Source organism: Frankia sp. AgB32 (assembly GCF_023243045.1).
In the GTDB taxonomy this organism is placed as follows: domain Bacteria; phylum Actinomycetota; class Actinomycetes; order Frankiales; family Frankiaceae; genus Frankia.
In genome coordinates this window covers 43,841-68,987 of sequence record NZ_JALKFX010000026.1, presented here as the reverse complement: position 1 = coordinate 68,987, position 25,147 = coordinate 43,841, and the positions used below count along the sequence as shown (strand labels likewise).

The following is a 25,147-nucleotide window of genomic DNA, read 5'->3' as shown; positions in this document are numbered from 1 at the left end:
ATGCGGGGAGGACGGGGTGGCTGTGAGCGTGCCGGCCAGTGTCACGGGTGGCGAACCCTGGGCGGTGGTCGGGGGCCTCGAGACGACCCCGGCGGAACTTGCCGATCCGGCCGCCTCGGGTGCGGAGGAGACGGCGGGTTTCCCGCCTGGCAGCCAGGTCCTGCTCCGCGACGAGCTGTGGCTTGTGCGCAGCGTGCATCGCACGGCCCGGGACGGCTGGATGCTCGAGGTCACCGGCGTCTCGCCTTTCGTGCGGGGCATGGACGCGGTGTTCTTCGAGGAGTTGGAGAAGCCCGACAAGATCCAGGTTCTTGATCCTCGGAAGACCGTGTTGGCGGCGGACGGCTCGCCGAACCATCGCCGGGGTCGGCTGTTCCTGGAAGCGGTGATCCGCAAGACGTTCCTGCCGCAGACAGAGCACGGTCTGGCCTTGATCGACGGGTTCCTGATGGACCAGAAGACCTACCAGCTACGCCCGGCCGAGCTGGCGCTGTCGATGCAAAACCCACAGCCGCGCCTGCTTATCGCCGATGCGGTGGGTTTGGGGAAGACGTTGGAGATCGGCATCTTGCTGGCGGAGCTGGTCCGGCGAGGCCGGGGCGAGCGGATCCTGGTGGTGACGCCGAAGAGCATCCTGGAGCAGTTCCAGCGCGAGCTGTGGACCCGGTTCGGCCTGCCACTGGTGCGCCTGGACTCACTCGGCATTCAGCGGATGCAGCAGGAGATCCCGGCCGGCCGCAACCCGTTCGCCTACTTCAAACGTGTGATCATCTCGGTCGACACGTTGAAGGACCCGACCTACGCGCCGCACCTGGAGCAGTCGGACTGGGACGCGGTCGTCATCGACGAGTCGCACAACCTGATCAACCGGGGCACCCAGAGCAACGCCCTGGCCCGGCTGCTGTCGAGCAGGACCGACGCGCTGGCGCTCGCGTCGGCGACGCCGCACAACGGTGACGCCCGCTCGTTCGCCGAGCTGATCAGGATGCTCGACGAGGCCGCGATCGCGAACCCGGCCGAGTACGACGTCAACGACCTGGGTCACCTCTATATCCGGCGCACGAAGACCTCCGCCGAGGTGCGCGAGGGGCTGGTGGATGAGTGGGCTGACCGGCTGCCCCCGCTGACTGTCGCGCTGCCGGCGGGCCCGGCGGAGGAGGCGGTGCTGGCCGAGTTGCGGGCCCGCTGGCTGCCCACCGACGCGTCGGTGCCGGCGTGGAGCGCGACGCCGCTGTTCCCCTACACCCTGCTGAAGGCCTTCCTGTCCTCCCACCGCGCCCTGCTCTCCACGATCAGGAAACGGCTGGAGACCGTGAAGCTGGGGGCGGCGACCGCTACGCCCGAGCGCACATCCGTGCGCGAGGCGGAGCGGGAAGCCCTGGTCCGGCTGCGTGAGCTGGCTGGGCGGATCGAAGACGAGGATTCCTCGAAGCTGCACGCCCTGGTAGCCCGACTGGTGACGTTAGAAGTCGGGCCCGAATCGGATGTGCGGGTGGTGGTGTTCTCCGAGAGCATCCCGACGCTGAACTGGCTGGCCGAGACCGTTCCAGCCCGCCTGGGCTTCACTCCCGGCCGCCTCGACGAGAGAGACAGGAAACGGCCGTGGAAGGCGTTCGGTGGCGCGGTCGAGGTGATGCACAAGGACGTCAACTCGGACGAGGAGCAGCGCATCCTGATCGAGCGGTTCGGTCTGCGCGACGACCCGGTGCGTCTGCTGTTCACCGGCGACGTCGCCTCCGAGGGCGTGAACCTGCACCAGCAGTGCCACCATCTGGTCCACTACGACCTGCCCTGGTCGCTGATCCGGATCGCGCAGCGTAACGGCCGGATCGACCGTTACGGCCAGCGGAAGCCGCCCCAGGTCGCAGCCCTGCTGCTGACCAGTGACGCCCCCTGGCGGACTGACCCGGACACCGGTGCCGCCCGCACACTCGACGACCGGCTGGTCGGCGAGAAGCTGCTGCGCCGAGAGGAGCAGGCGCACCGGATCGAGGGCTCCGCGGAGGCGGTGACCGGCCTGTTCAGGGCCGAAGAGGAAGAGAGCAGGCTGATCCGGGACCTGGTCGCCGGCCGCACCGTGGAGCAGTCGATGACGCAGTCCGGCCAGGGCGGGCGGGACTTCATGGCCCGTCTGCTGGGCCAGGTCAACTCCATCCAGACCCGCCCAGAGGTGCCCCGCGCGACACCGCTGACCGTTTTCCCGCCAGTCCGGTCGGACGGTGCGCTTCCGCCGATGACCGCGACCCAACACTACTTCGAGGAGGCTCTGCGCCAGATCTGCGAGCCGAGTCCCGAGGTCGGGCTGGCGCTGCGCCGGGAGGAGGACGGCACGATCGCGTTCGAGCCGCCCCCCGAGCTGGTCCACCGGCTCCGCGCGCTGCCCCAGTCCTATCTGGCCGACCAGCGCATCCTGCCGGTCTCGGAGAGGGACGAGAGGGGTGAGAAGCGCGGGAAGGGAGAGCAGGGCCGGGTCCGGGTGACGTTCTCCACGGAACTGGCCGAGGCCCGGCTGAAGGCGGCCCGGGAGACGTCGACGTCGCAGTGGCCGTCGGTCTCCTTCCTGACCGACATCCATCCGGTCCTCGACTGGGTCACCGACAACGTGCTGGTCCAGGTCGGACGCAATCAGGCCCCCGTTCTCGCCGCGAACGTCGACGAGCCGGTGTTCCTCATCCAGGGCATCTACTCCAACGCGCTGGGCCGCCCCACCATCGTCGAATGGATGGCCGTCACCGGCCTACCCGACCAACCCCGCACGGAGCGGCTCACCCAGCAGCTGCTGGACACCTACGGCTTCGGTCCCCGGATGCCCGGCCGCGCGACGCCGCTGGACCTGCCGGGCCTCACCCGGCACATCCCGGCAGCCGTCGACGAGGCGGAGCGGTTTCTCGAGGCGGCCAGGGCCCGGTATGACGGCCAGATCACCGAGACCCTGGCACCCTACCGGGCCCAGATCGACCGGTGGAAGGACCGGCAGCTCGCACTGTTCGTGTCCGTGCCCACCGGCCGCTCGAAAACCCGAGACAAGATCGACGATACGGCGCAGCGGCTCCGGAAGCTGACGGACTCGCTGGAGACGGCCGGCCGGCCGATGCTGCGCGTGCTCGCCGTCCTCGAGCCACGCAACGGTCAAGCCGCGGCCCCCGCCGGGGGTGACCGATGAGCCGGATCTTCGACTCGCTCATCAACCGCGGCGAGTACCTGTCGGCCTACTACGTGGCCGAAAAGCTCGGCGAGGACCTGCGTAAGGGCCTGTTCAGCACCTGGGCTCGACGCGAAGGCGACGAGTATGACCCTCGACCGACCCCGCGCCACGAGCTACGCGCCCTGCGCGCTGACTACTTCAGCGAGGAAACCCGGGAGTACTTGGCTGCCACCGCCGCCCGGGCCGCGGACGCCCGTACCGTCGGCGACACCAGGTTCGCCGCCGCTCTGGCCGAGGACCAGACATGGCTCAAGCGCCTGACGGAATGGCACCAGGATGTGCTGCGCGCGCTCGGCTACGACGTCGCGCCTGCCGAGCTGACGGTGCACCGGGCTGGCCGCGAGCACACCGTCGCGGTGGCGTTCCACGGGGACGGCATCGTCGCCGTGGACTGCGGCTGGGCTCCGGACCCGGATGCGGCCATCGATCCAGGCGATGTCGCAGCCCGGCTGCTCGCCCCGCTGCGGGTAAGCGGTTCCGAGCGGTACGAGACCGGCTCCGCACTGGCCGGATGGCTGTTCCAGGCCGAGCTGGGCGGCCCGGGTGGGCCCAGCCCCCGGTTCGTGCTCCTCCTGCACGGCGGGGTGCTCATCCTGGCCGACCGGCGTACCTGGTATGAGGGCCGTTACCTGGCCGCGAACCTCGACCTCGCGCTTGAGCGCAACGACCGGACCCAGCAAGGCGAGCTGGCCACCCTCGCCGCGCTGTTCAGCTGGGAGATGCTGCGCCCGGGTGCGGGCGGCACCACCCCGGCGATCGACGCCCTGCTGACCGCGTCCAGCACGAACGCGGTCGGCGTCTCCCAGGACCTGCGGAACGGCCTGAAGAAGTCCGTTGAGATCCTGGCCAACGAGGTGCTCGCGCGGATGGGCCAGGCCGGCGTCACCCCGGCGGACCTGGAAAGCCCCCGGATGCCGTTCGCGCAGGAACTGACCCGGGAATGCCTGCGCTACCTGTACCGGGTCATCTTTCTGCTGTTCGCCGAGGCCCGCCCCGAACTCGGCATCGTCCCAGCCGACGACCGCGCCTACGAGGCCGGCTATTCGATGACCCGGCTGCGTGAGCTGGTCGCCCGCGAGCAGATGCTGGTCGAACCCGAGACTGCTGCGGGCTTCCACCTCTTCCTGTCCCTCGACCTGCTCTTCCGCAAGGTCAACGAGGGCCATCGGGCCTATGGCACCGAACCCGACGACGACCGGCCCGGTGACGATGAGGCGACCCGGGCCGAGAAAGCGAACCACCGCGGCGAGGACCGCGGGCTGCGTTTCGAGCCGCTGCGCAGCGAACTGTTCGAGCCGGCCGCCATCCGGTTGATCCGGGACGGCGTGCCCGACCCGCGCGGCGACGAGGATAGCCCGCGGCCGCTGGATCTGCGGCCCCGCAACGCTTCCCTGCACAAGGTGTTACGGCTGCTGACGATGAAGGAGCCCGGTGGGGCCCGCAGGGACGGACCGGCACCAGCCGGCGGACGGCGCCGGGAGCGGGGCGGCTTCATCTCCTATCGAAACCTGGGCATCAACCAGCTCGGCGCCGTCTACGAGGGCCTGATCTCCTACACCGGCACCATCGCCGACGAGCAGCTCAACGAGGTCCGAAAGAGCGGCAAGGGCGAGCAGGGCACCTGGCTGATCCCGGCCCGCCGGCAGGCCGAGTATCCCCCGGGCGCGATCGTCCACCACGACGTCATCGACGCCCGCGACGGCCTGCGCGGCCCGGTTGTCCACGAGCCGGGGACGTTCGCCTACCGGCTGTCCGGCCGGGACCGCGAGACGACCGCCGCCTACTACACGCCCGAGTCACTGACGAAGGTCACCGTCGAGCTGGCGCTGAAGCACCGGATCGACCGGGACACCCGCGCCATCGACCTGCTGACGTTCACGATCTGCGAGCCCGCGCTGGGGTCGGGCGCGTTCCTCAACGAGGCGATCAACCAGGTCGCGGAGGAGTACCTCCGCCGCGTTCAGGAGGAGCGCGGCCAGACGATCCCGACGTCGGAACTGCTCGCCGAGAAGCAACGGGTCAAGGCCTACATCGCGCTGCACAACGCCTACGGCGTCGACCTGAACCCCGCCGGCATCGAACTGGCCGAGGTGTCACTGTGGCTGAACACGATGCACCCCGGCATGCGGGCGCCCTGGTTCGGCCTGCACCTGCGCCGCGGCAACTCCCTCATCGGCGCCCGCCGTGCCATCTACTCCGCCGAGGACGTCACGTCCCCGGCGAAGGCCTGGCTGAAGGCCAAAGGCGGCCTCGCCCCGACATCGCTGCCGTTCCAGCCCAGCGCCAACCCACAGCCGTTCCCAGCCGACGCCATCCACCAGTTTCTGCTGCCCAGCCCCGGCTGGGCCGCCATCGCCAGCGGGAAGGAGGCCCATGAGGCCAAACCCCTGGCGGAGCAGCGGGTCGCCGGCCTGGGCGCCTGGAAGAGGCAGGTCCTGCGGCGCCCCAAGCGCAATACCAGCCATCTGAACAAGGACGGCTCGCCGAAGCGCACAAAGAAGGGTGAGCCCAGGACAGAGACGGTGTCGCAGTTCACCCGGCTGCGTGACGCCGCCCGCCGAGTCGAGTTCCTCTGGTCCGTGGCCATCAGACGGATGGAGATCTCCGAACGGGACATCTCGCGCCGCATCGACGTCTGGGGCGCCGCACCCGACCAGCTGCGCCGTCCCGAACAGGCCGTGCCGAAGGAGCAGGTCCTCGAGGATCTCTTCCACGCCGCCGGCACGCCCTACTGGCGGCTGAAGCAGGTGATGGACGCCTGGTGCGCCCTCTGGTTCTGGCCCCTCGACCAGGTCGACCTGCTCTCGGGTGAGGCATCGGTGTATCAGCGGGAGGAGGTGACCGCCGAGAGCCTGGTCCGGCTGCTCACCGTGCCGGTGCCCGGGAAATCCGCCGGGCCCGCGCACACGCTGGTCACGTTTGCCTTCGGGGAAGCTGACGAGACCGACGGTGCGGCGGGCACTGGTGAAGCGGGCGCCGGCAACGCTTCTTCGACGACCAAAGCCACTCCGGGGCAGGTGCGCGACGCTGCCACATCTGTGGCTGCGGGCAGCCCCGCGATCCTCAAGGAGGTCGTTGAAGCTGCGGCCGCGGGCACGAAATCCAGTACCCCCAAGTCCAAGCGTCGACCGCGTCGGCGGGTCGTGCCTCTGCGGGAACTCGACGACTGGCTGGACTTCCTGGAGGGCATGCTGGGCAGTACCGACATTCCCGATGGCACGCTGGTCAGCTCCATCCAGACGTTGGACGAGCTGAAGTCCTACGAAGCCTCCCTGCCCAGCTATATGGGCATGGACCAGGGTGACCCGCAGGAGCGCTTCCCCTGGCTGCATGTCGTCCAGGACATCGCCACCCGGGAGGGATTCCTGCACTGGGAGCTCGAGTTCGCCCACGTGTTCGCTCACCGGGGCGGGTTCGACCTCCAGGTCGGCAACCCCCCCTGGTATCGGCCCAGCTGGGACGAGAACGCTGTACTGGCCGAGTTTGAGCCATGGTTCGAGCTGGAGGAAAAGCCGTCCGAGGCCACGCGGTCGCGACGCCGCCAGGACCTCCTCGCCGCAGCGGACGTGCAGCGGTACTTCCTCGACGAGATCACGAAGGTTAGTGCCCAGGTCACCTACCTCAGCTCGCCGCAAATCTACCCCCTGCTGGCGGGAACCCAGCCTGACCTCTACCGGGCGTTCATGTCCCAGACATGGGCACATGCCACGCCCGCCGGCACCGTCGGCATGCTCCACACGGACACCCACTTCGTCGGGGACAATGAGGGGGCGCTGCGCGAGGCCGCGTACCGGCGGCTGCGTGTGCACGGCGACTTCGTGAACGCGGGGCAACGATTCTTCCCGGAGCCCGTCGGCCACACCACTCACTTCGGCGTCCACATCTACGGGCCGCCCGGGGAGATCGGCTTCGACCACCTGTCCTGGCTGGTCTCGGCCGACGCGTTGCGCCATTCCCAGAACCACGACGGCTCCGGCGACGTTCCCGGGATCCGCTACCGCAACGCCGAGTTCGATGAACGTCCGCACCGCGCGCGTGTGGTCCATGTGACGCCGGACATGCTGAAGGTCTGGCGGCGTCTGCTGGACGGGGCTTCGGCGCCGGCCGCACGGGCGCGCCTGCTGTTCCCGGTCAGCACAAACGAGGCGGACGCTATCGCGGCACTTTCCCGCTATCCGCTCCGGCTTGATGCTTTCGCGCCGCAGATTTCCAGCGGTTTCAACGAGACAGGAGCGAAGGAAGCCTCCCTGATCGATCACAACCGTGCGCGCGTCCAGCCATCCACCTGGGACGGTGTCGTCTTCAAGGGAGTGCAGTTCGGCGCGGCCAATGCGGTCTTCAAACGGTACGACGCCAACAGCAACGATCCCCACGGCAGGGATCTGGTCTCGTTGGAGGCCGACTTCGTGCCCGACACGCCCTACGTCGCGGTGGAATCGAACCGAGCCGCGTTCGAGGCGGCCCGCGACCGGGAGCGTTGGGTGGATCATGCCGAGTTGGCCCGACTACGGGCCGACGCCGAACGGGTCGCACGCATGCGCGATTCCGTAGCGTTGTCCCGCGACCTCACGGAACGGGAAGTTGATCAGCTCGTCGAGACCCAGCTGAGAATGCTGGCCCGCCGGCCGTACACCCACTTCTATCGCCTGGCCTGGCGTCGGCAGGTGGCTCCCAACACAGAGCGGGCGCTGTACGGCGCGCTCATACCGCCAGGTCCCACGCACGTCCACGGGGTACACAGCCTTGCCATGCCCGAGGTGCGGCAGACGGTGCTGGTCGCGGGCTTCTGGGCTTCTCTCCCGGTCGACTACTTCCTCCGCGCGACCGGCCGAAGTGATCTACAAGTTGCGGGTGCGAAGGCCACGCCGGCACCTGATCGTGAGCATCCGTTGGCATCGGCGTTGCTGTTGCGGACGCTCCGGCTCAACTGCCTGACCAGCGCCTACGCCGACCTGTGGACCGAGGTGTATGACCCGAGCTGGCCGCAGGGGGAGGGGTGGGCGCGGGACTGGCCGGGCCTGCCTGACCTCGGCGAGGTGGCGCCGGACTGGCGGCGGGAGACGCCGCTGCGGACGGAGCGGGCGCGCCGGTCGGCGTTGGTGGAGATCGATGCGCTGGTGGCGGTGTGGCTGGGGATGAGCGCGGACGCGTTGATCGCGGCCTACCGGGGCCGGTTCCCGGTGCTGCAGAAGTACGAGGCCGTGACGTGGTTCGACGCGGACGGATGGAAGATCGCGAAAGAGGCGCGGACGTTCGGTCAGCGGCAGCAGAAGGAGAGCTGGGCGCAGTTCGAGAAGTACCGCGCGACCGAGGCTCCCACCGACGCGCCGGAGGGCTTCACAGCGCCGTTCCACAAGGCCGACCGGGAGAAGGAGATGCGGGAGGCACATGCCGTGTTCCAGCGCAGGCTGGACGACGCGGTGGCCCAAGGCAAGTGGGACCCGCGGCGGCGGGAGGTGCCGTCGCGATGAGGCCGACGCTCGAGGCGCGCGGGCTGAGGGAAAGCCTGCTGCAGTACCTGTCGACCACCTACGCGTTGGCGGACGAGGGCGCGCGGGAGGCGCTGCACCGGTTCCTGGGCGATGAGACGTCGGGCATGTTCCGCGGCCCGTTCCTGCGGGTGCGGACGCCGTTCCTGATGGCCGATCCGGGCTGGGAGCGGCACCTGGAGTGGCACCGGTCCGGCTTCACGCCGTATGCCCATCAGGCGGCGGCGTTCGCCCGGCTGTCGTCGGCGCATGGCCATGTCCCGCAGCCGACGTTGGTGACGACGGGCACCGGGTCGGGGAAGACGGAGTCGTTCCTGTATCCGGTGTTGGACCACTGTCGCCGGATGCGGGCCGCCGGCCAGGCCGGGGTGAAGGCGGTCCTGCTTTACCCGATGAACGCGCTGGCGACGGACCAGGCGAACCGGCTCAACGAGTTGCTGGTCGCGAACGAGGCGGAACTGGGCCAGGTCCGGGCCGGCCTGTACATCGGGGACCGGGCCGCGGTGACCTACGCCCGGGTGCTGACCCGACGGTCGGACATGCAGCTGTCCCCGCCGGACATCCTGATCACGAACTACAAGATGTTGGACCTGTTGTTGCAGCGGTCGGACGACGTGCGGCTGTGGGCGGACGCCGACGTGCGCTATGTGGTGGTGGACGAGTTCCACACCTACGACGGGGCACAGGGCACCGACGCCGCGATGCTGCTGCGCCGGCTCGCGTCGGCGGTCGGCGCCTCCAGGCCGGGCCGGCCGCTGGGCGACATCTGCCCGGTGGCGACGTCGGCGACGCTGTCGTCGGCCGGGCAGGCAGGCCGGCGTGACCTGCTGGACGTGGCCGGGCAGGTGTTCGGCACCGAGTTCACCGCGGACGCGGTCATCGGCGAGCGGCTGCTGTCGGTCGACGCGTTCGTCCCGATGGGGAACCTGAAGCAGCTGCCGCTCCCGACGCCGGACGAGCTGCTCGCGCTGCCCGACCCGGCGGGCGACCCGGAGCCGCCGCTGGAGCTGATCGAGGCGGTCACCGGTGCGCGGGACCCCGACCGGTTCCGGCTCGGCGAGCGGCTGCGGGTTCACCTGTTTACCCGGGCGGTCATGATCGCGCTCGACGGGGAGGTGAAGACCGGCCCGGAGATCCTGGACATGATGTGGCGGGCCGGGGCGTCAGGCTGGTCGGAGGCCATCACGCGGCGACCGGAGAAGGCTGCCGAGGCGCTGGCGCGGTTCGTCGCGTTGCTGTCCTATGCCCACGACCCGACGTCGCGGGGGGAGCGGACCCCGCGGCCGTTCGTCCACGTCGAGGTGCACCAGTGGGCCCGGTCGGTGAGCCGGGTGCTGCGGGGGGTGCTGCCGTGGCCGCGGGCGGAGTTCCGCTGGGCTGTCGCCGGCGCGGCGGACACAGCGGCGCCGGACGGCGGCCGGATGCTGCCGGCGGCGACCACGACCGGCGGGCCGGCGGCGAACCTGTTCCTGCCGGCGGTGTACTGCCGGGCCTGCGGCCGGTCGGGCTGGGCGGCGTTCTCCCCGGAGAGCGACGACGAGGCCGTCGAGTTCGATGGTTTCAAGATCCGTCGGGCGGCGGCGGGGGCGGACAAGATCCGGGTCCGTAACCTGATCGCGGCCACCGACCAGGAGGCCCTGGAGTGGGTGGGGACGAATCGTCCCGGCGCCCGGCGTGGAGCGCCCTCCGGGCCGGGTGTGGGCGGCGCGCTGCTGGTGCTGGACCCGGCGCGTAACCGGCTGCGGGCGCCGATCCTGCGCGACGACTACGACCCGGCGACCGGCCAGCCCCGGCTGACCGCGCGAGACGCGGCGTTCGTCCTGGCCCAGGTGGGCCCGACCGCGAACACGGCGGCCCGGGAGGACTGGTGCCCGGCGTGCGGCGAGCGCAACGCGATCCGGTTCCTCGGGACGGGCCCGGCGGCAATCGCCGCCGCCGCGATCACCCAGCTGTTCACCTCCGGCGAGCTGGAGCGGGAGCTGGGCGAGGACAAGACGCTGATGTTCAACGACTCGGTCCAGGACGCCGCGCATCGGGCCGGGTTCGTCGCGAACCGTTCGTTCACGTTCTCGCTGCGCGCGCTGCTGGCCGACCAGCTCCGCGAGGACCGGCCGACCCCGCTCAACGACCTGATCGCCGACGTCATCACCGCCGTTGTCGAGGCGCCCGCCGAGCGCCGGACGCTGGCGGCGGTGGTGCCGCCGGACCTGCACGGCCTGCGGGGTGTGGAGAAGCTGCTGTCGGGCCGGGGCGGTGACCGGGCCACCTGGGAGCTGATCGGGCAGCGGCTGGCGTTCGACACCCTGATGGAGTTCGGGTTCCGCTCCCGTAACGGCCGGACCCTGGAGCTGACCCGGACGGCGGCGGCGCACGTCCGGGTCAGCGATCCGGCCGGCGCGGCCGCGTTGGTCCGGAAGGCCCACGAGGACCTGGGTCGGCCGACGCTACCGATCGTCGAACAGGACGATGCGCGGTATCTCGCGCTGCTGCGGGTCGCGCTGGAACGGCTGCGGACCCGGGGGGCGGTCGCCCACCAGTGGCTGGCCGGCTATCTCGACGAGGCGGGGACGAACCGGTACCGGGTGTGGGGCGGCCGTCCACTGGGCATGCGGGCGTTCCCGGGCGGGATCGCCGCGCCGCTGTTCCTGCTGGCCCAGCCGAAGCCGGGCAGCGAGTTCGACGTCGCCGCCGGCCGGCTGTCCTGGTACGAGCGGTGGGCGGGCCGCTGCCTGGAACTGCCGCGCGAGCTGGCCCCGGAGTTCTGGGCGACGCTGCTGCCCGCGTTGGTCGGCGCCGGCCTGCTGGCATCGCACACCCCGCGGGACACCACCGCCCGGCTCTACGGGCTGTCACCGGGGATCATCGAGGCGGAGCTGCTGACCGACGAGGAGGTGAGGGCCGCGTTCGTCCGCTGCCCGGTCTGCTTCTGGGAGCAGACGGTGCACCCGTCGCTGCTGGAGGAGTGGCGTGACGCGCCGTGCCCGTCCTACCGGTGCCGCAACCGGCAGCTGGCCGCCGGCGACCAGCCCGAGCGACTTGGCCGCCACCACCGCGACCGCGACTTCACGCAGGACTACTACCGCCGCCTCTACCGGACCGCCGGCCCCTACCAGGTGATTACCGCCGAGCACACCGGGATGCTGACCCGGCGCCAGCGGGAGCTGGTCGAGAAGGCGTTCCGCGACGGCACCGGGTTCAAGGACCCGAACGTGCTGTCGTGCACGCCGACGCTGGAGCTCGGCATCGACGTCGGGGATCTCTCCACGGTGGTGCTCGGCGCGCTGCCCCGCCGGCCGGCGAACTACGCCCAACAGGTCGGCCGGGCCGGGCGGCGCACCGGCAACGCCTTCCTGCTGACCGTCCTGGACCGGCGACGCCGCGACCTGTATTTCCTCGACCGGCCCAAGGACATGATCTCGGGGCAGATCGTGCCGCCGGGCTGCTACCTGTCCGCGGTGGAGATCCTTCGGCGCCAGTACCTGGCGCACCTGCTGGACCTGGCCGCCGCCGGCCGGCTGACCCGGCCCGACGGGGTGGTGCTGCGCGCCCTGCCCCGCCGCGCGCCGACGTTGTTCGGCCCGTCGGGTTATCTGGTCGACCTCGTTGCGTCCGCGCTCGCCTCCGGCGAGGAGCTGGTCGGAGGGTTCCTCGCCCTGTTCCCGACCGGCGTCAGCGACCAGGCCCAGACGGAACTGCGGGCCTACGCCACCGGCGGCCTGCGCAGCGCAGTCGAACAGGCCGAACGACAGTGGCGTAGGACCGAGGACGGGCTGCGAGCCCGGCTGCGGGCGATCGACGACGCATCCGGCGAACTGCACGACTCCAACCCGGAGCAGGCCGAACAGAGGGCAGAACTGGACGCCGAGCGTCGCGGGGTGAGCCGACGGCTGCTCGAGGTCGGGGACACGCCGGCACAGAGCGCGCTGTGCGACCTGGGCCTGCTGCCGAACTACGCGCTGATCGACACGACCACCACCCTGTCGGCCACTCTGTACGGCCAGGACGGCGTCGACCCGGCGACCGGCCGGCCCCGGTACAGCTCGAAGACAGTGTCCTACGAGCGGCCGCGCCGGCTTGCGCTGTCCGAGCTGGCCCCGGGCAACAGCTTCTACGTGAACGGCTACCGCCACGAGATCACCGGCCTGGAGATCACCACTGACGGTCGGCGGGACTGGCAGACCTGGCGGTTCTGCCCCGGCTGCGGCTATGTGCGGACCGAGAACGCCGCCGCCGACCGCTCGCCCTGCCCCCGCTGCCACACCGATCACATCGCCGACGACGGGTCCTGCCTGTTCCAGGTGATCGAGCCGGTCACCGTCACCTCCCGCGACAAGCAGGAGGACGCCCGGATCAGCGACGACCGCGACGAACGTGACCAGCGCTTCTACACCGAGATCGACGCCGTCGACTTCCCCCTCGACGCGCTCGAGCCCGGCTCCTGGCGCCACACCCGCGCCGCCTTCGGCCTTGACCACTGCCGCACCGCGATGATCGGACGCATCAACGTCGGCCCCCTGCGGTTCGATGCCCGGTCCCACGACCACTTCGCCGGCCACCGGGTCCGGATCGCTCCCTTCCATGTGTGTACCGGCTGCGGGGCGGCGACCGCCGACGGCCGGCCGGTGTTCGACCACGACCCGGACGCGCTCAGCTCCTCGGCGGCGCGCCACCCGGCGCTGAAGCACCATCGCCCCTGGTGCCCCCTGCGCCGCGGGAAACGCGACAGCGGCGTCACCCAGGAGCCGGTGCTGCTGGCCCACCGGCTGCGCACCGAAGCGCTGCGGATCCTGCTGCCGGCCGCCACCGCCGACGTCGACACCCGGGTGTGGTCATTCCGCGCCGCCCTGCGGATGGGTGTCGACCTGCACTTCGGCGGTGATCCGCAGCACCTGGACACGACCCTGGCCTCGATGCCGGACCCGGGCACAGGGGAGCGGCGCTGGTATCTGGTGCTGTTCGACTCCCTGCCCGGCGGCACCGGCTACCTCGACCGGCTCGTCACGCCGGAGGCGATGCGCGACACCCTGCGCGCCGCCTACGAGGCGCTGGGGGCCTGCCCGTGCGCCGAGGAGCAGCGCCGGGCCTGCCACCGCTGCCTGCACCGCTACACCCCCGAACGCCAGCAGGACGTCGTCTCCCGCCAGACCGCGCAGGCCATGCTGGAAACGCTGCTGTTCGACGAGGACGGCGAGGACGGCTGGACGGTCGCGGCCGTCGCGAACACCGGCGACGTCGGCCTGGACGGCCAGGTCGAGTCGGATCTGGAAGCCCGCTTCCTCGCCACGCTACGGACCTGGGCGCGGATCTCCGACGGCGTCGCGCTGGACGAGGACGGCCACGCCAGCGGCCACCTGCGTTTCACCACCGGCCAGGACCTCGTCCACTGGCGGCTGACCGCCCAGAACCAGCTGGCCGGCACCCGCGCCGACTTCACCTTCACCCGGGTCGACGGGCCCAGCCAGAAGGTCCACGTCTACCTGGAAGGCTTCCGCTTCCACGCCACCGCCGACCACAACCGCATCGCCCCCGACGCCGCCGCCCGGACCCGGTTGCGCGCGGACGGCGCGGCCGTCTTCCAGATCACCTGGGACGACGTCGACCTGTTCGAGCAGCGTCCCGGCGTTCCGGTCTGGCCGCCCTACGACGGGCGAGCCCAGCAGATCGCCCGGGAGTCCTACGAGCAGTTCGGCGGCCAGCGCGCTCAGCTCGCGCCGCACGTGTTCACCAACCCGATCAGCAGTCTGATCGCCTATCTGCGGGAACCGGACCGGGTCAGGTGGTCGCGGCTGGCAGGCGCGCTGGTCGCCGGCCTTCTTCCCACGCCCGGGACCGAGCAGCTCGTCAGCGCGGCCCAGCCCGACTCGCTCGCCGCTGCGCTGCGCCGTGAGCTGCGTGAGCTGGGCGGTGCTACGCCGCGCCCGGCCGCGCCCGGCCGGCCTGGGCCGGCCGGGGACTGGTTCCTCTTCCGGAGCCGCGACGGCAACGGCCTGCTGATCCTCGTCACGCTCGACGCCGCCGAGCCGGCCACGCCGCGCTGGTCCGCCGTCGCCGTCCTCGACGACAGCTCGGTGGCCCTGGACGAGAACGGTCACCGCCAGCGGTGGCGGGCCTGGCTGTACTGGACCAACCTCACCCAGTTCCTCACCGCCAATGGCGGCGACGGTGTGCAGCTCGCCACCAGCACTGCCGCCGACTTCCCCGTCGAGGTACTCGCCGTGTGCGGTGGCGCCGGTGAGCTCGACTCGCTCGACCGCACGCCGCCGGCCGCCTTGGCAGTCGAGGCGGCGCCCACGATCGCGCCGCCGTCCGCGCCGATGATCCAGACGAGTCGGGCCGCCGATGCGGCGACCAGCGAGGGGCCGCTCGACGCGGCCTGGGAAGAAATCAGGGAGCTTCAGGAGGACGACGTCCCCGAACTGCGCCAACTCACCGAGATCCTGGCCCGCGGGGGCGTGCCTGTCCCGGTTCCCGGCTACGAACTGGGGGCCAGCCGCTGGCAGGCCGACCTCGGCTGGGAAGGCCACCGGGTCGCAGTGGTTCCCGCTCACCGCGACGGGGACGACGAAGGGGAGCGGCGCGACGCCGCCTATGCCGCCGCAGGCTGGACCATCCGTACCGCCGCCGGCTGGCTGGAACACCTCACCGAGCTGCGCACGCTTCTCGGCCCCGGCCAGGAAGGCCCCCGGCAGGAAGGCGCCACTCGATGAAGGCCCGGATCAGCCTCTATCGCAAAGCCGAAGAGGAGGTCTATCGGCTCGATGGCCGGATCAAGGCCCGGTTCTACGACTTCTGCCATACCTTCCGGAACAACCCCGACCAGCCCGGCCTCGACCTCAGGCCGCTCAAGGGCGACGGTCGGATCTACCGGGCCAAGGTCACTGGCGACTTCCGCGCGCTGCTCACCCCGGCCGGCGTGGACCCCGACGGCACCCAGAGCTGGCTTCTGATCGCCATCCGTGACCGCAAGCACGTTTACGAACAGCTCCAGGTCGCGATCAACCGCATTACCGGCGAAATCGAGTTCGTCGACCTGTCCGTCGTCGGTGACAGCGCCCTGCGCCGCGCGGGCATCACCCTCACGCCAGTCCGGGAGCCGGAACCCGCCCCCAGCCCTGGTGGCGTGCCAGAGCCGGACCAGCCGGCGCTTCCGGTCGAACCAGAACCCGCCCCAGCGCTGCTCGCCGGATACGTCCCTGACCAGCTGCTTGACCTCGGGGTCGCCGAGCCGCTCATTCCGCTTGCCCTCGCCGTCACCACAGACACCGAGCTCGACATCCTTCTGGACAGCGCCCCTGCGCTGTCCAAGGACGTCCTCTACGCCCTGGCAGCGGGCATGACTCCCGATGAGGTCCGTGCCGAGATCACCGCGCACGTCCGCCTCGAGGTACGGCCCGACCTCGACGACATGGCCGCCGCCCTCAACCGTACCCAGGTCACCACCGTCGACGACGAGGTCCGCTCCGCCATCGAAGAAGGCGACTTCCGGGCCTGGAAGGTGTTCCTCCACCCCGCCCAGGCCCGTGTCGCCCACGCGAACTACCGCGGCCCCGCCCGGGTCTCCGGCGGCCCCGGTACCGGCAAGACGATCGTCGCCCTGCACCGGGTCAAGCACCTCATCGGTCAGCTCCCACCCGGCGCAGGGAAATCGATCCTGCTCACCACCTACACGGCGAACCTGGCCAGCGACCTGCGGATGAGGCTCGCCTCCCTGCTGAACGACCCGGCCGATCTGGCGTGCGTCGACGTCACCCACATCGACCAGCTCGCCGCCCGTGTTCTTGGTGAGAACACCTCAGCCCACCATCGCAAGCGGCGCGTCAGCGACCAGGCGGCACTCACTGAACTCCGCCAGCTCCTCGCTGAACTTGGCGAAACCGCCTGGGACGCCGACTTCCTGTTCGACGAATGGGAACAGGTCATCCTGGGCCAGGCCGTTACCACGCGCGCCGAGTACTTCCAGGTCCGCCGGGCCGGCCGCGGCCGAGCCCTCACCCGGCTCGACCGCAACCGGATCTGGAAACTCGTCGAACAGCTCACCGCCCGGCTCGACAAGCTCGGGATCGAAACCTGGGGGCAGGCCGCCGAACGCGCCGCCCGCTACGAGAACGACCGCGCCCGCCGCATCCAGGAACGCGTGGCGGACGACAGCTCCGGCCGCGGCAACCGCACCTACCGCTACCGGCACGTCATCGTCGACGAAGCCCAGGATCTCCGCGCCGCCCACTGGAAGATGCTGCGCGCGATGGTCCCCCCTGGCCCGAACGATCTGTTCATCGCGGGCGACACCCACCAGCGCATCTACGACCACCACGTGACCCTCGGACCGCTCGGCATCAACATCCGCGGCCGTTCCAGCCGGCTGACCCTCAGCTACCGCACCACCCGGGAGATCCTCGCCTGGGCGCTGCGCATCGTGGCGACCGGCCGCGGCGCCTACGACGATCTCGACGACGGCACCGACACCCTCGCCGGCTACCGCTCCGTCCTGCACGGTCGTCGACCCACCGTCGACGGGTACCCGACCTGGGACAAGGAACTCGAGGAGCTGGCCAAGACCCTGATCGACTGGCGCACTCAACTGTCCACCGCCAAGGGCCAGGCAGCGGTGGACCCGGCCGGACGGATCGCCGTCTGCGTCGCCGACCGCAATCTCGTCGGCCGCACCATCGACCACCTGACCGCTGAAGGCCTCACCTGCGTCGAACTCACCAAGGACGGCCCGCGGGGCGACGGCCAGATCCACGTCGGCACCATGCACCGGTTCAAAGGCCTCGAATACCAGAACCTGGCTATCGTCGCCGTCACCGACGGCGTCATCCCCCGCACCGCCATCCACCGTTTCGCCGCCGGGGACCCAGTGCGTTACGCCCAGGAGCTCCGCAAGGCGCAGGCGCTGCTTTTCGTTGCCGCCACCCGGGCTCGCGATACCCTCGCCCTCAGCTGGAACGGCCCCCGCAGTCCGCTGATCCCGACCGACGGAAACGCGGAACGGCACCAGTGACACTGGTCACCCATCTGCGCCCCGTCACCCACACCGCGCATCGGTCAGGCTGAGCCGACCGCGTCGTAGGGCGCTGATTGGCTCCGTTTCGGTCGGCTTCGCCGATCCATTCCTTGATCCGGTGGCCTGACCCTCTTGCGTGCTGACCATCGTGAGGTGGATGCCGTGACCATTGCCCGCAATGAGTCGAGCGATGGTCAGGTGTCTGGGCGTCGCCGCTCGCGTCGGTTGGCGTAGGACTCGATGTCGTCGGTGTTCCAGATCAGGCCGGCGGACAGTTCGGCGATCGGGCGGGGGAACGTGGGGTCGTCGCGGAGCAGCCGGAGGACGTACTGGCGGGAAACGCCGAGGCGGTCGGCGACCTCGCGGGTTCCCATCACCGGCGGTGCCACAAGGCGATCATAGGGAGTTGTCAATTGACAACCTTCGAGTGAAGGGGGATGGTTGTCAATTGACGACCACGTCGAGGTGGCGTGCGTCGCTGATGGTCCCGCCGGCCGCGGCGGTCGGCGGCGGACTCTGGCTACCAGGAGGCCGTAGATCATGAATCATGCTCCGATCCCTGATCCGATCGGTGGTCCGTCTCTCTCGTCCCAGTCCGTTCACGTGGCGACGATCGCCCACGCGCCCGTCGTGGATCATGGGCTGACGGTTGATCCACACGCGACGGTGGGGCAGGTGTCGGCGGCGCTGGCGACGCTGCCGGCGGACGCCTTCTTCGCCGAGCACTTCGGCGATGTCGAGGTGACTCTGGTCTTCCGGGAGCCGCCTAGAGGAGGCCGGCGACTTCCGGCCGCCCGTTGATCGTCTGATGCTCGGGCTGGCCGCGCGGTCGGTCAGCCCGAGCGCCTTTTCGGGCGCGTCGCCGCGGCGTGTTTGCGTATCGCACGGGTCGATTGAGGATCCTGGGAGCTTGCGCGTAGCGCAAGCTCCATATGTGCCGTCGGAGTTTGGTGATGCGGGCTGCCGTTCCGTTCGGCTCCAGGATTCCGCTGGGAACGCGGGGGTGGTCTCCTGGCCGGCGTGCGCGTGTGAGGTAGCGCTGCTTGTTTGGGTGAGTTCGGGCATGCGGAATGGCCGGCGCTGCGTGGGTGGGCAGCGCCGGCCGTTGGGGCTGAGGAGGTTAGCTGCTGAGGGCGGCTCGGCGTTGGTTTGGGGTGAGGCGGGTGCCGCCGAGGTCGGCGCGTTCGCCGGCGCGGTAGCCGTCTCGGCCGCCGGAGCCGGTGAGCTGGCGGGATCGGCCCTTGCGCAGGTGGGGGTAGGTGGTGGTGAGGTGGCGTTGTACGAGGGTGGCGCGGTCGGCGAGGACGAGTGCGGTGGACAGGCCGGTGTGGGTGGCGTCCTCGTCGGCCGCGCGTGCTCTGGCGGCAGCCTCGGTTGCGGTCAGTCGTTTGTGGACGGCGGCGGAGAAGCCGAGGAGCCAGGAGCGGCGGAACGCGCGTGGGTCTTCGTAGGTGGGGACGCGGGCGGCGGCGAGGCCGAAGGTGGCCTGGACGAGCAGTGAGGTGAACAGGACCTGGGTGCGGTCGAGATCGGCGGCCATCCCGAACAGGTGGGCCTCCTGACCCGGGCGTCCAGGCTTGGTGCTCTTGCTGGACACGATCCGGCAGCCGAGGGGACGGGCGATGGAGCAGAGCAGGTCGAGCTTGTCCAATGCGTAGGGTGCGTCAACGGTGATCCGTATGTCGCTGGCCGTGGCTGGTTGTTCCTGGCGGGCCTCGAGGCGGGCGCGGTCGATGCCGTAACGGGCGATGAGTTCGGCGGCTTTGAGGTTGTAGCTTTCACGCGCCTCGTCGGTGAGGCCGTCGGATTCGGCTGTGGCCAGAAGCTTGCGAACCTTGTCGAGTGCGTCATCTGGTTGCATGACCCGCCCCTGTCCGATGTTGGAATTCCGTTTCCCCGGCCACACTACAATTCTACAAAATAGACGCGCCGGTTGACCGTGGAGTGCGAGTTTTTCTTCCGGATTTCCTCGGCTTTTCTGTCGCCGTTTCGGGGTGGCTCCTTTTGTTGATTGGTCGGATAGCTTTAGAAGGCGCCTGCGGTAATTCTCCTTCTCCTGGCTTTGGTTGGACCTCGATGTGCGTCGTGCTGGAGTCGGTCGTGGGCGGGGCGGTGTGATCCTGGGTGTCGCGCAGCGACGCCATGCCGATCCGCCCTTCGTACCAAGATCGGTCTGATAGCGGGCTGTGGGCCGGCGCGATGGCGATGCGAGCCGCGTCGCGGTGGCCGGTCCCGGCTGGCGGCATCTCGGGATCGTTGACGAATGGTTTCCGCGCCCGGGGGATGGGATGGACGGCGCCCGCGGTGGCCCCCGGCTGGCTGGTGCGGTGGAGATGACCCCGGGGAGGTACCTGGCGAGGTCACCGGCGATGCCGTCCCCAACGAGGATGATCTTCTGGGTGATTCTTGTCCGCGCCGGTCCGGCCGTCTGCTGGCACGGCACCCGGGCGGAACGGCCGGCGACTTCGGGGGCGCGCTCTGTGATCACGACGGTCAAGGTGTTGACGCTGCGGGCGCGCGATGCGGCGGCGGTGGCCCGGGCCGCGCGGGCGGTGGTGGCGTATGTGGAAGGTGGGCAGCCGACATCGATGGCGCCGCTGCGTCGGTATTACGGCGAGGGTCTGGCGCCTGGCCGGGCGCGCGGTTCGGCGGCCTACCTGGTGGGGCTGGCGGCTGACCGCCCGGTGTCTGAGGTGGCTCTGGAGCGGCTGCTGTCTGGTGATCATGCTGTCACGGGTCGGCCGCTGTTGTCAGGGTCCGGTTCGGCAGGCCGGGCGGCGTCTGCGGGGCAGCGGAGGCCTGCGGGTGGCGCGGGCGACGGGATGCTGACGTTGGAGGAAGCGGCGCGGCGTGCCGGCGTGAGCGCTTCTTACCTGCGCGAGTTGGCGGCTCGGACCGAAGCGGCGGCGGGGGCGAAGCCGGCGGACACGACCGGGGCTGCCGCCGCATCATCTGCCCAGGGTCCCCGTTTGGCGGCGACGCGGGAGGAGGCTACTGGCCGGTGGTTGGTGAGCGTGGCGGAGGTCGATCGGTTCTGTGCTGACCGGTTGCCGCCTGCGGTGGTCCTTGGTTTCGACGTGACGTGTTCGGCGCCGAAGTCGGTGTCGTTGCTCTGGGCGTTCGGCGATGAGGAGATCCGTCGGGATGTCGCAGCGGCGATGAATGTCGGTGTCGACGCGGTCCTCGCCTACCTGGAACGGCACGGGGTGGTCGGCACCGTGGGCGGCCACAACCGTCCGGGTCTTGGCTTGGCGGCGGCGTCGTATCTGCATGAGGTGTCGCGCAGCGATGAGGCGCATCTGCACGTCCATTCCATCGTGGTCAACGCGACCGCGGTCGCCGAGACCGACGAGCAGGGCCGGCCGGTCATGGACGAGCGAGGACGCCCGCGGGTGGACTGGCGGGCGTTGGACGGTGAGGTGTTTCTCGCCCAGGTGAAGACCGCCGGCTACGTTGGCGCGGCGGCACTACGCCACGAGTTGACGCGGCGGCGCGGGGTGCGGTGGGGGCCGGTACGCAACGGGGTCGCCGAACTCGCCGGATTCCCGCCGGAGCTGCTGGGGGCGTTCTCGACCCGGCACGGTGAGGTCCAGGCCGAGTACGCCCAGCTCGTCGCCGACGGGCTGACCCCGGGCGGGGTGACAGCCACCGCCGCGCAACGCGGCTCACGGGCAGCGAAGAAGGTCCTCGCAGATGCGCAGGTCCGCCGCATCCAGCACGAGAAGCTGGCCGCCGCCGGGTGGACACCAGACCAGGTCCGACGCCTCGCCGCGACGGACACACGCAGCGGGGCGCCGGTCCGCGGTGCGGCAATCGACGGGGACGAACTGGCCGAGTTGTGCCTTCGTCTTACCGGACCGACTGGGCTGACCGAGCAGACCCCGACGTTTGACCGCCAGGCCGTGGTCCGCCAAGTCGCGGCCTGGTCGCAGGACCGCCTGCCGGGGAGCGAGATCGACCGGCTCACCGACCGGGTGCTGGCCGATCAGCGGATCGTCCTGCTCGGCCGCGCTACGCCTCGTGCACGGCGCGACCCCGAGCCGGTCTATACGACGCAGGAACTCCTCGAAGTCGAGGACACTCTGCTTGCCCTTTGCCGGCAGGGCCGGGTCGACGCTGGGGCTCCGCCACGCCTCCTCGTCGACTCCGCCGTCCTCGAGGCCCACCTCGGCGCCGCACGACCACCCCAGCCTGACGGCACGGCGCCAGCGACCGCGGGTGGCGGACCCGGCCAGCGGGGCGGTGAGGCCGCCGATCCGGTGGTGTTGACGGCGGAGCAGATCAACCTGGTTAGCCGGCTCCTCATCTCTGGTGATCTGGTGCGGCCGGTGATCGGCCCGGCCGGGTCGGGCAAGACCGAGGCAATGCGGCTGTTCACCCGGATCGTCCGCGCCGCAGGCGGCCAGGTGTTCGCTACCGCCCACGGCGGCCGGCAGACCGAGGAACTCGTCGAGCGGATCGCCGTTCCTGGCCGGGTGGTGTCCGGTTGGCTGACTCTGCTGGACCACACCGACGATCTGAGCCGGGTCTGGCCGGCCGGCAGCGTGCTCATCCTCGACGAGGCAACCCAGGTCGCCACCCGCGACGCCGCCCGGTTGCTGCGCTACGCCGCGCGCACCGGCACCGTGCTGATCCTCCTCGGTGACCCGGCGCAGCTCGGCGCGGTCGGCGCCGGCGGCTGGTACGCCCATCTCGTCGCCGCCGCCCCCGACGTGCCCGGACTCGGCGCACTGCACCGGCAGGCCGGCGCGGCGCTCGCGCCGGTCCGCGCCGCCCTCGGCGCGCTGCGCGCCGACACCGGCGCGTCGGCGCGCCGGGCCCTCGACCTGCTGGCCGCGGACGGCCGGATCCGCCTGTTCGACTCCCGGGAGGCGCTTCTCGCCCAGGTCGTCGACGACTGGTACGCCGAACGCGCCGCGCACCGCGCGACCGCCGGCGCGGCCAGGACGCCACTGGGCGCGGCATCGCGCATGATGGCCGAACGGACGACCCGCGACGTCGATCTCCTCGCCTGCGCCGCCCGCGAGCGCCTGGTCGCCGACGGCACCCTCACCGGCCCGGTCCTGACCGTGGCGGGCCGGGACTTCCAGGTCGGCGACGAGGTCATCACCCTGACCCAGGCCGGCCACACCCTGGTCCCCGACGGCAAACCCGCCTCCGCCTACATCCGCACAGGCACGTTCGGCCGGATCGTGGATGTCCACCTTGACCACGACCATCCCGATCGGCAGGCTGTGACCGTCCGCTTCGCCGGCAAAGGCACAGTGCGGGTGCCGTGGGACTACCTCACCCACCGGTTCTCCGACGGCCGCGACGGCGGTCTCGGCCACGGCTACGCGATCACCGCGGCGAAAGCCGAAGGCTCCTCGATGCCGACCGCCCGCGCCGTCGCGCCCGACGACACCAGCCGCGCCGGCCTCTACGTCATGCTCTCCCGCGCCCGCACCGACCTCGCCGCCTACATCATCCGCCGCGCGGATCTGGAAGCCGACCTCGACGAAGAAGACTGGCTACCCGTCCTGCGCGACCCGACCGGACCGCTGCAGCGCATCACCGAGCACCTCGCCCAGTCCCGCACCGAACGCCTCGCCAGCGACCACGACCATCTCGCCCACGCAGCGCACCGGCTGCGCCGCACCCACACCCTGTCCGACCTCGCCCGCCTGCCCGCGGGCGCCACCCCCGGCGCCACGGCCGGCGACGCGGACCTGGGCACGCCCACCTCGGTGGATGTGGCGCCGGCCGTGCACCGCCGCGCCGAACTCGCCGCCGAAGCGGCCCTGGCCGCCAACGCCGTCGCCAACCCGCCCGCCGGCCTCGTCGCTCGCATCGGTCCGCGCCCCGCAACCGGGACAGACCGCGCCCGGTGGGACCGGACCGTCGGCGCGCTCGCCATCCACCACGCCCGCCACCAGCCACCCGTCCCACCCCAGGAACCAGGACCACCACCCCCACCGGAGGAACCCGCCGGAACCCTACGAACCCGATGGATACTCCACCACGACCAGGCTGTAGACCTGGCCCGTTCCTGGGCCGACGGACTACCCAACCGGACCCGCGCCCGCTTTCACAGCCAGGCCGAACACGTACCCCGGACGCGAGCCATCGCCGGCCTGCACGCCCTGCTCGACCACGGCCACCCACCCGACGATCTCCTCGCCGCCCTCACCAGCCACGAACAGTCCACGGCGCGCACCGGTGCCGCCGTCCTCGATCATCGAGTCGCCACACTGTGCAAGCAACAGGGACTCATACCCACCGACTACCTGCTCCCGCGGCCACGGCCGGCGCGCGAGGACTGGACCGAACTCGTCGGCCTGCTCAACACCTGCGAGATCCACCACCAGGCCCGCAGACCAACCGCCCACCTCGCCGCCGAACGCCGCCGTCTTCTGCCAACCCAGACAGCAACCCTTGGCCGGCAGGGGCCGGACAGCGATGAGATTCCGGAGCCCGCCGTCGGCATCCGTACGGACGGCCGGGACGAACTCCAGCTGATCGAAGCGGCCCTGGACCAACAGATCGCTCACGCCGTCTTCCGGGCCGGCACCGATCCCGCCGACTACCTGACCGGACTCCTCGGCACCCGGCCCAGCAACGAACCGGACGCCGCCGCATGGGACAGCCGGGCCGAGACCGTCGAACAGTTCCGCCATCGCCACCTCGGCCTGCCCTATGGCATCTCGGCGACCAGTGACGACGACACCAACCCGCGGCGTCAAGCCATCGGCGAGCCGCCCACCGACCCGAGCACCGCGACCGCTTACAGCCGGGTCCTCATGTTGGGCCCTGCGCGCACACCCGCTCTCGACCTGTAGGCAGGCGCGACCCCGCTCCGCGGGACGAGCGCAACCTGTGGCCTGACCATCTGGTGAGCACAGCCGGTGGCGAACGCAGTGCACCAGTCCGCCTGCGATAGCGTGTTGTTGCTCGCCGCTACACAACGAGTCATCGCGGTCATAGCCTCGGTGTCTCGGAGCTATCAGCCAGCCCATCCAGCCTGGGACCGTCGCTGATTCCCGGTCGCGGGCCGCTACCGGATCAGCCCGGGTCGCGCAGCGTCGCCCACGCGGCGAACAATTCCTTGCAGTCCTTCACCGCACCCATGGCAGCGGTCTGAGCGACCGCCTGCGCGATCGTCAACTCGGAGTCGTGGACGCCGTCCTTCGCATCCAGGTCCCTGGTGGCATGCACCAACGCCGCGTTTGCGTCATCGGTCCCACCGCACCCGCTGTCCAGCGTGGTGAGCGCCTGCTGGTACTCGGCGACCTGCGCCGAGGACGGGTCGGCGATCCCGTCGAGGTTGGCGAGTTTCACCGCTGCGGGCGGGTCGCCCGCTGACCTTCCCGAGCTGCTCGACGATCCCGAGCTGCCACTGGACGTGCCCGTGCAGCCGCACAGAGTAGCCGCGATGAACATGACTAACACCCGTCGCATATGTCCCCCCGG

At 70.7% G+C, this 25,147-nt stretch carries 9 protein-coding genes; 6 read left to right on the top strand and 3 right to left on the bottom strand.

Going from position 1 to position 25,147, the window contains the following annotated elements; all coding sequences use genetic code 11:
* The first annotated feature begins 16 nt into the window (after window positions 1–16).
* Genes MXD60_RS10650 through MXD60_RS10635 form a run of 4 tightly spaced genes read left to right on the top strand, consistent with a single transcriptional unit; the run spans window position 17 to window position 17,695 of the window.
* Entirely contained in the window at window positions 17–3,163 is a 3,147-nt protein-coding gene (locus MXD60_RS10650) for an SNF2-related protein (RefSeq protein ID WP_248818859.1), read from the top strand.
* Window positions 3,160–8,676 carry a hypothetical protein gene (locus tag MXD60_RS10645; RefSeq protein WP_248818858.1) on the top strand — a complete coding sequence of 1,839 codons (5,517 nt, stop codon included), beginning with the start codon at window positions 3,160–3,162 and terminating at the stop codon, window positions 8,674–8,676. Before MXD60_RS10650 ends, MXD60_RS10645 begins: the two co-directional genes overlap by 4 nt.
* Entirely contained in the window at window positions 8,673–15,401 is a 6,729-nt protein-coding gene (locus tag MXD60_RS10640; RefSeq protein WP_248818857.1) for a DEAD/DEAH box helicase, read from the top strand. Before MXD60_RS10645 ends, MXD60_RS10640 begins: the two co-directional genes overlap by 4 nt.
* Window positions 15,398–17,695, top strand: coding sequence for a UvrD-helicase domain-containing protein (locus tag MXD60_RS10635; RefSeq protein ID WP_248818856.1), 2,298 nt, complete (start codon window positions 15,398–15,400; stop codon window positions 17,693–17,695). The genes MXD60_RS10640 and MXD60_RS10635 overlap by 4 nt, the downstream gene beginning before the upstream one ends.
* Before the next feature lie 197 nt (window positions 17,696–17,892).
* On the opposite strand, the gene MXD60_RS10630 is transcribed toward MXD60_RS10635, so the two are convergent.
* Complete coding sequence (locus MXD60_RS10630) at window positions 17,893–18,087, bottom strand: helix-turn-helix transcriptional regulator (protein WP_248818855.1); 195 nt, start codon at window positions 18,085–18,087, stop codon at window positions 17,893–17,895.
* 151 nt (window positions 18,088–18,238) lie between these two features.
* Here MXD60_RS10630 and MXD60_RS10625 point away from each other — a divergent pair, with 151 nt between their 5' ends.
* Entirely contained in the window at window positions 18,239–18,499 is a 261-nt protein-coding gene (locus tag MXD60_RS10625) for a frankia-40 domain-containing protein (RefSeq protein WP_248818854.1), read from the top strand.
* Between the two features lie 319 nt (window positions 18,500–18,818).
* Here MXD60_RS10625 and MXD60_RS10620 read toward each other — a convergent pair whose 3' ends face one another.
* On the bottom strand, window positions 18,819–19,559 hold the full coding sequence (locus tag MXD60_RS10620; RefSeq protein ID WP_248818853.1) for a DUF2786 domain-containing protein: 741 nt from the start codon (window positions 19,557–19,559) through the stop codon (window positions 18,819–18,821).
* 619 nt (window positions 19,560–20,178) lie between these two features.
* On the opposite strand from MXD60_RS10620, the gene mobF reads away from it, so the two are divergent.
* A complete protein-coding gene (mobF, locus tag MXD60_RS10615) occupies window positions 20,179–24,516 on the top strand; it encodes a MobF family relaxase (RefSeq protein WP_248818852.1) in 4,338 nt (1,445 codons plus the stop codon).
* Window positions 24,517–24,739: 223 nt separating this feature from the next.
* Here mobF and MXD60_RS10610 read toward each other — a convergent pair whose 3' ends face one another.
* Window positions 24,740–25,117: a hypothetical protein gene (locus tag MXD60_RS10610; protein ID WP_248818851.1), complete on the bottom strand. Its 378-nt coding sequence runs from the start codon at window positions 25,115–25,117 to the stop codon at window positions 24,740–24,742.
* Window positions 25,118–25,147 lie beyond the last annotated feature (30 nt).

Excerpts from the sequence above, each read along its gene's own strand:
- MXD60_RS10635 (WP_248818856.1), top strand. The coding sequence starts at position 15,398 with ATGAAGGCCCGGATCAGCCTCTATCGCAAAGCCGAAGAGGAGGTCTAT.
- MXD60_RS10625 (WP_248818854.1), top strand. The coding sequence starts at position 18,239 with ATGAATCATGCTCCGATCCCTGATCCGATCGGTGGTCCGTCTCTCTCG.
- MXD60_RS10640 (WP_248818857.1), top strand. The coding sequence starts at position 8,673 with ATGAGGCCGACGCTCGAGGCGCGCGGGCTGAGGGAAAGCCTGCTGCAG.
- MXD60_RS10645 (WP_248818858.1), top strand. The coding sequence starts at position 3,160 with ATGAGCCGGATCTTCGACTCGCTCATCAACCGCGGCGAGTACCTGTCG.
- MXD60_RS10620 (WP_248818853.1), bottom strand. The coding sequence starts at position 19,559 with ATGCAACCAGATGACGCACTCGACAAGGTTCGCAAGCTTCTGGCCACA.
- MXD60_RS10610 (WP_248818851.1), bottom strand. The coding sequence starts at position 25,117 with ATGTTCATCGCGGCTACTCTGTGCGGCTGCACGGGCACGTCCAGTGGC.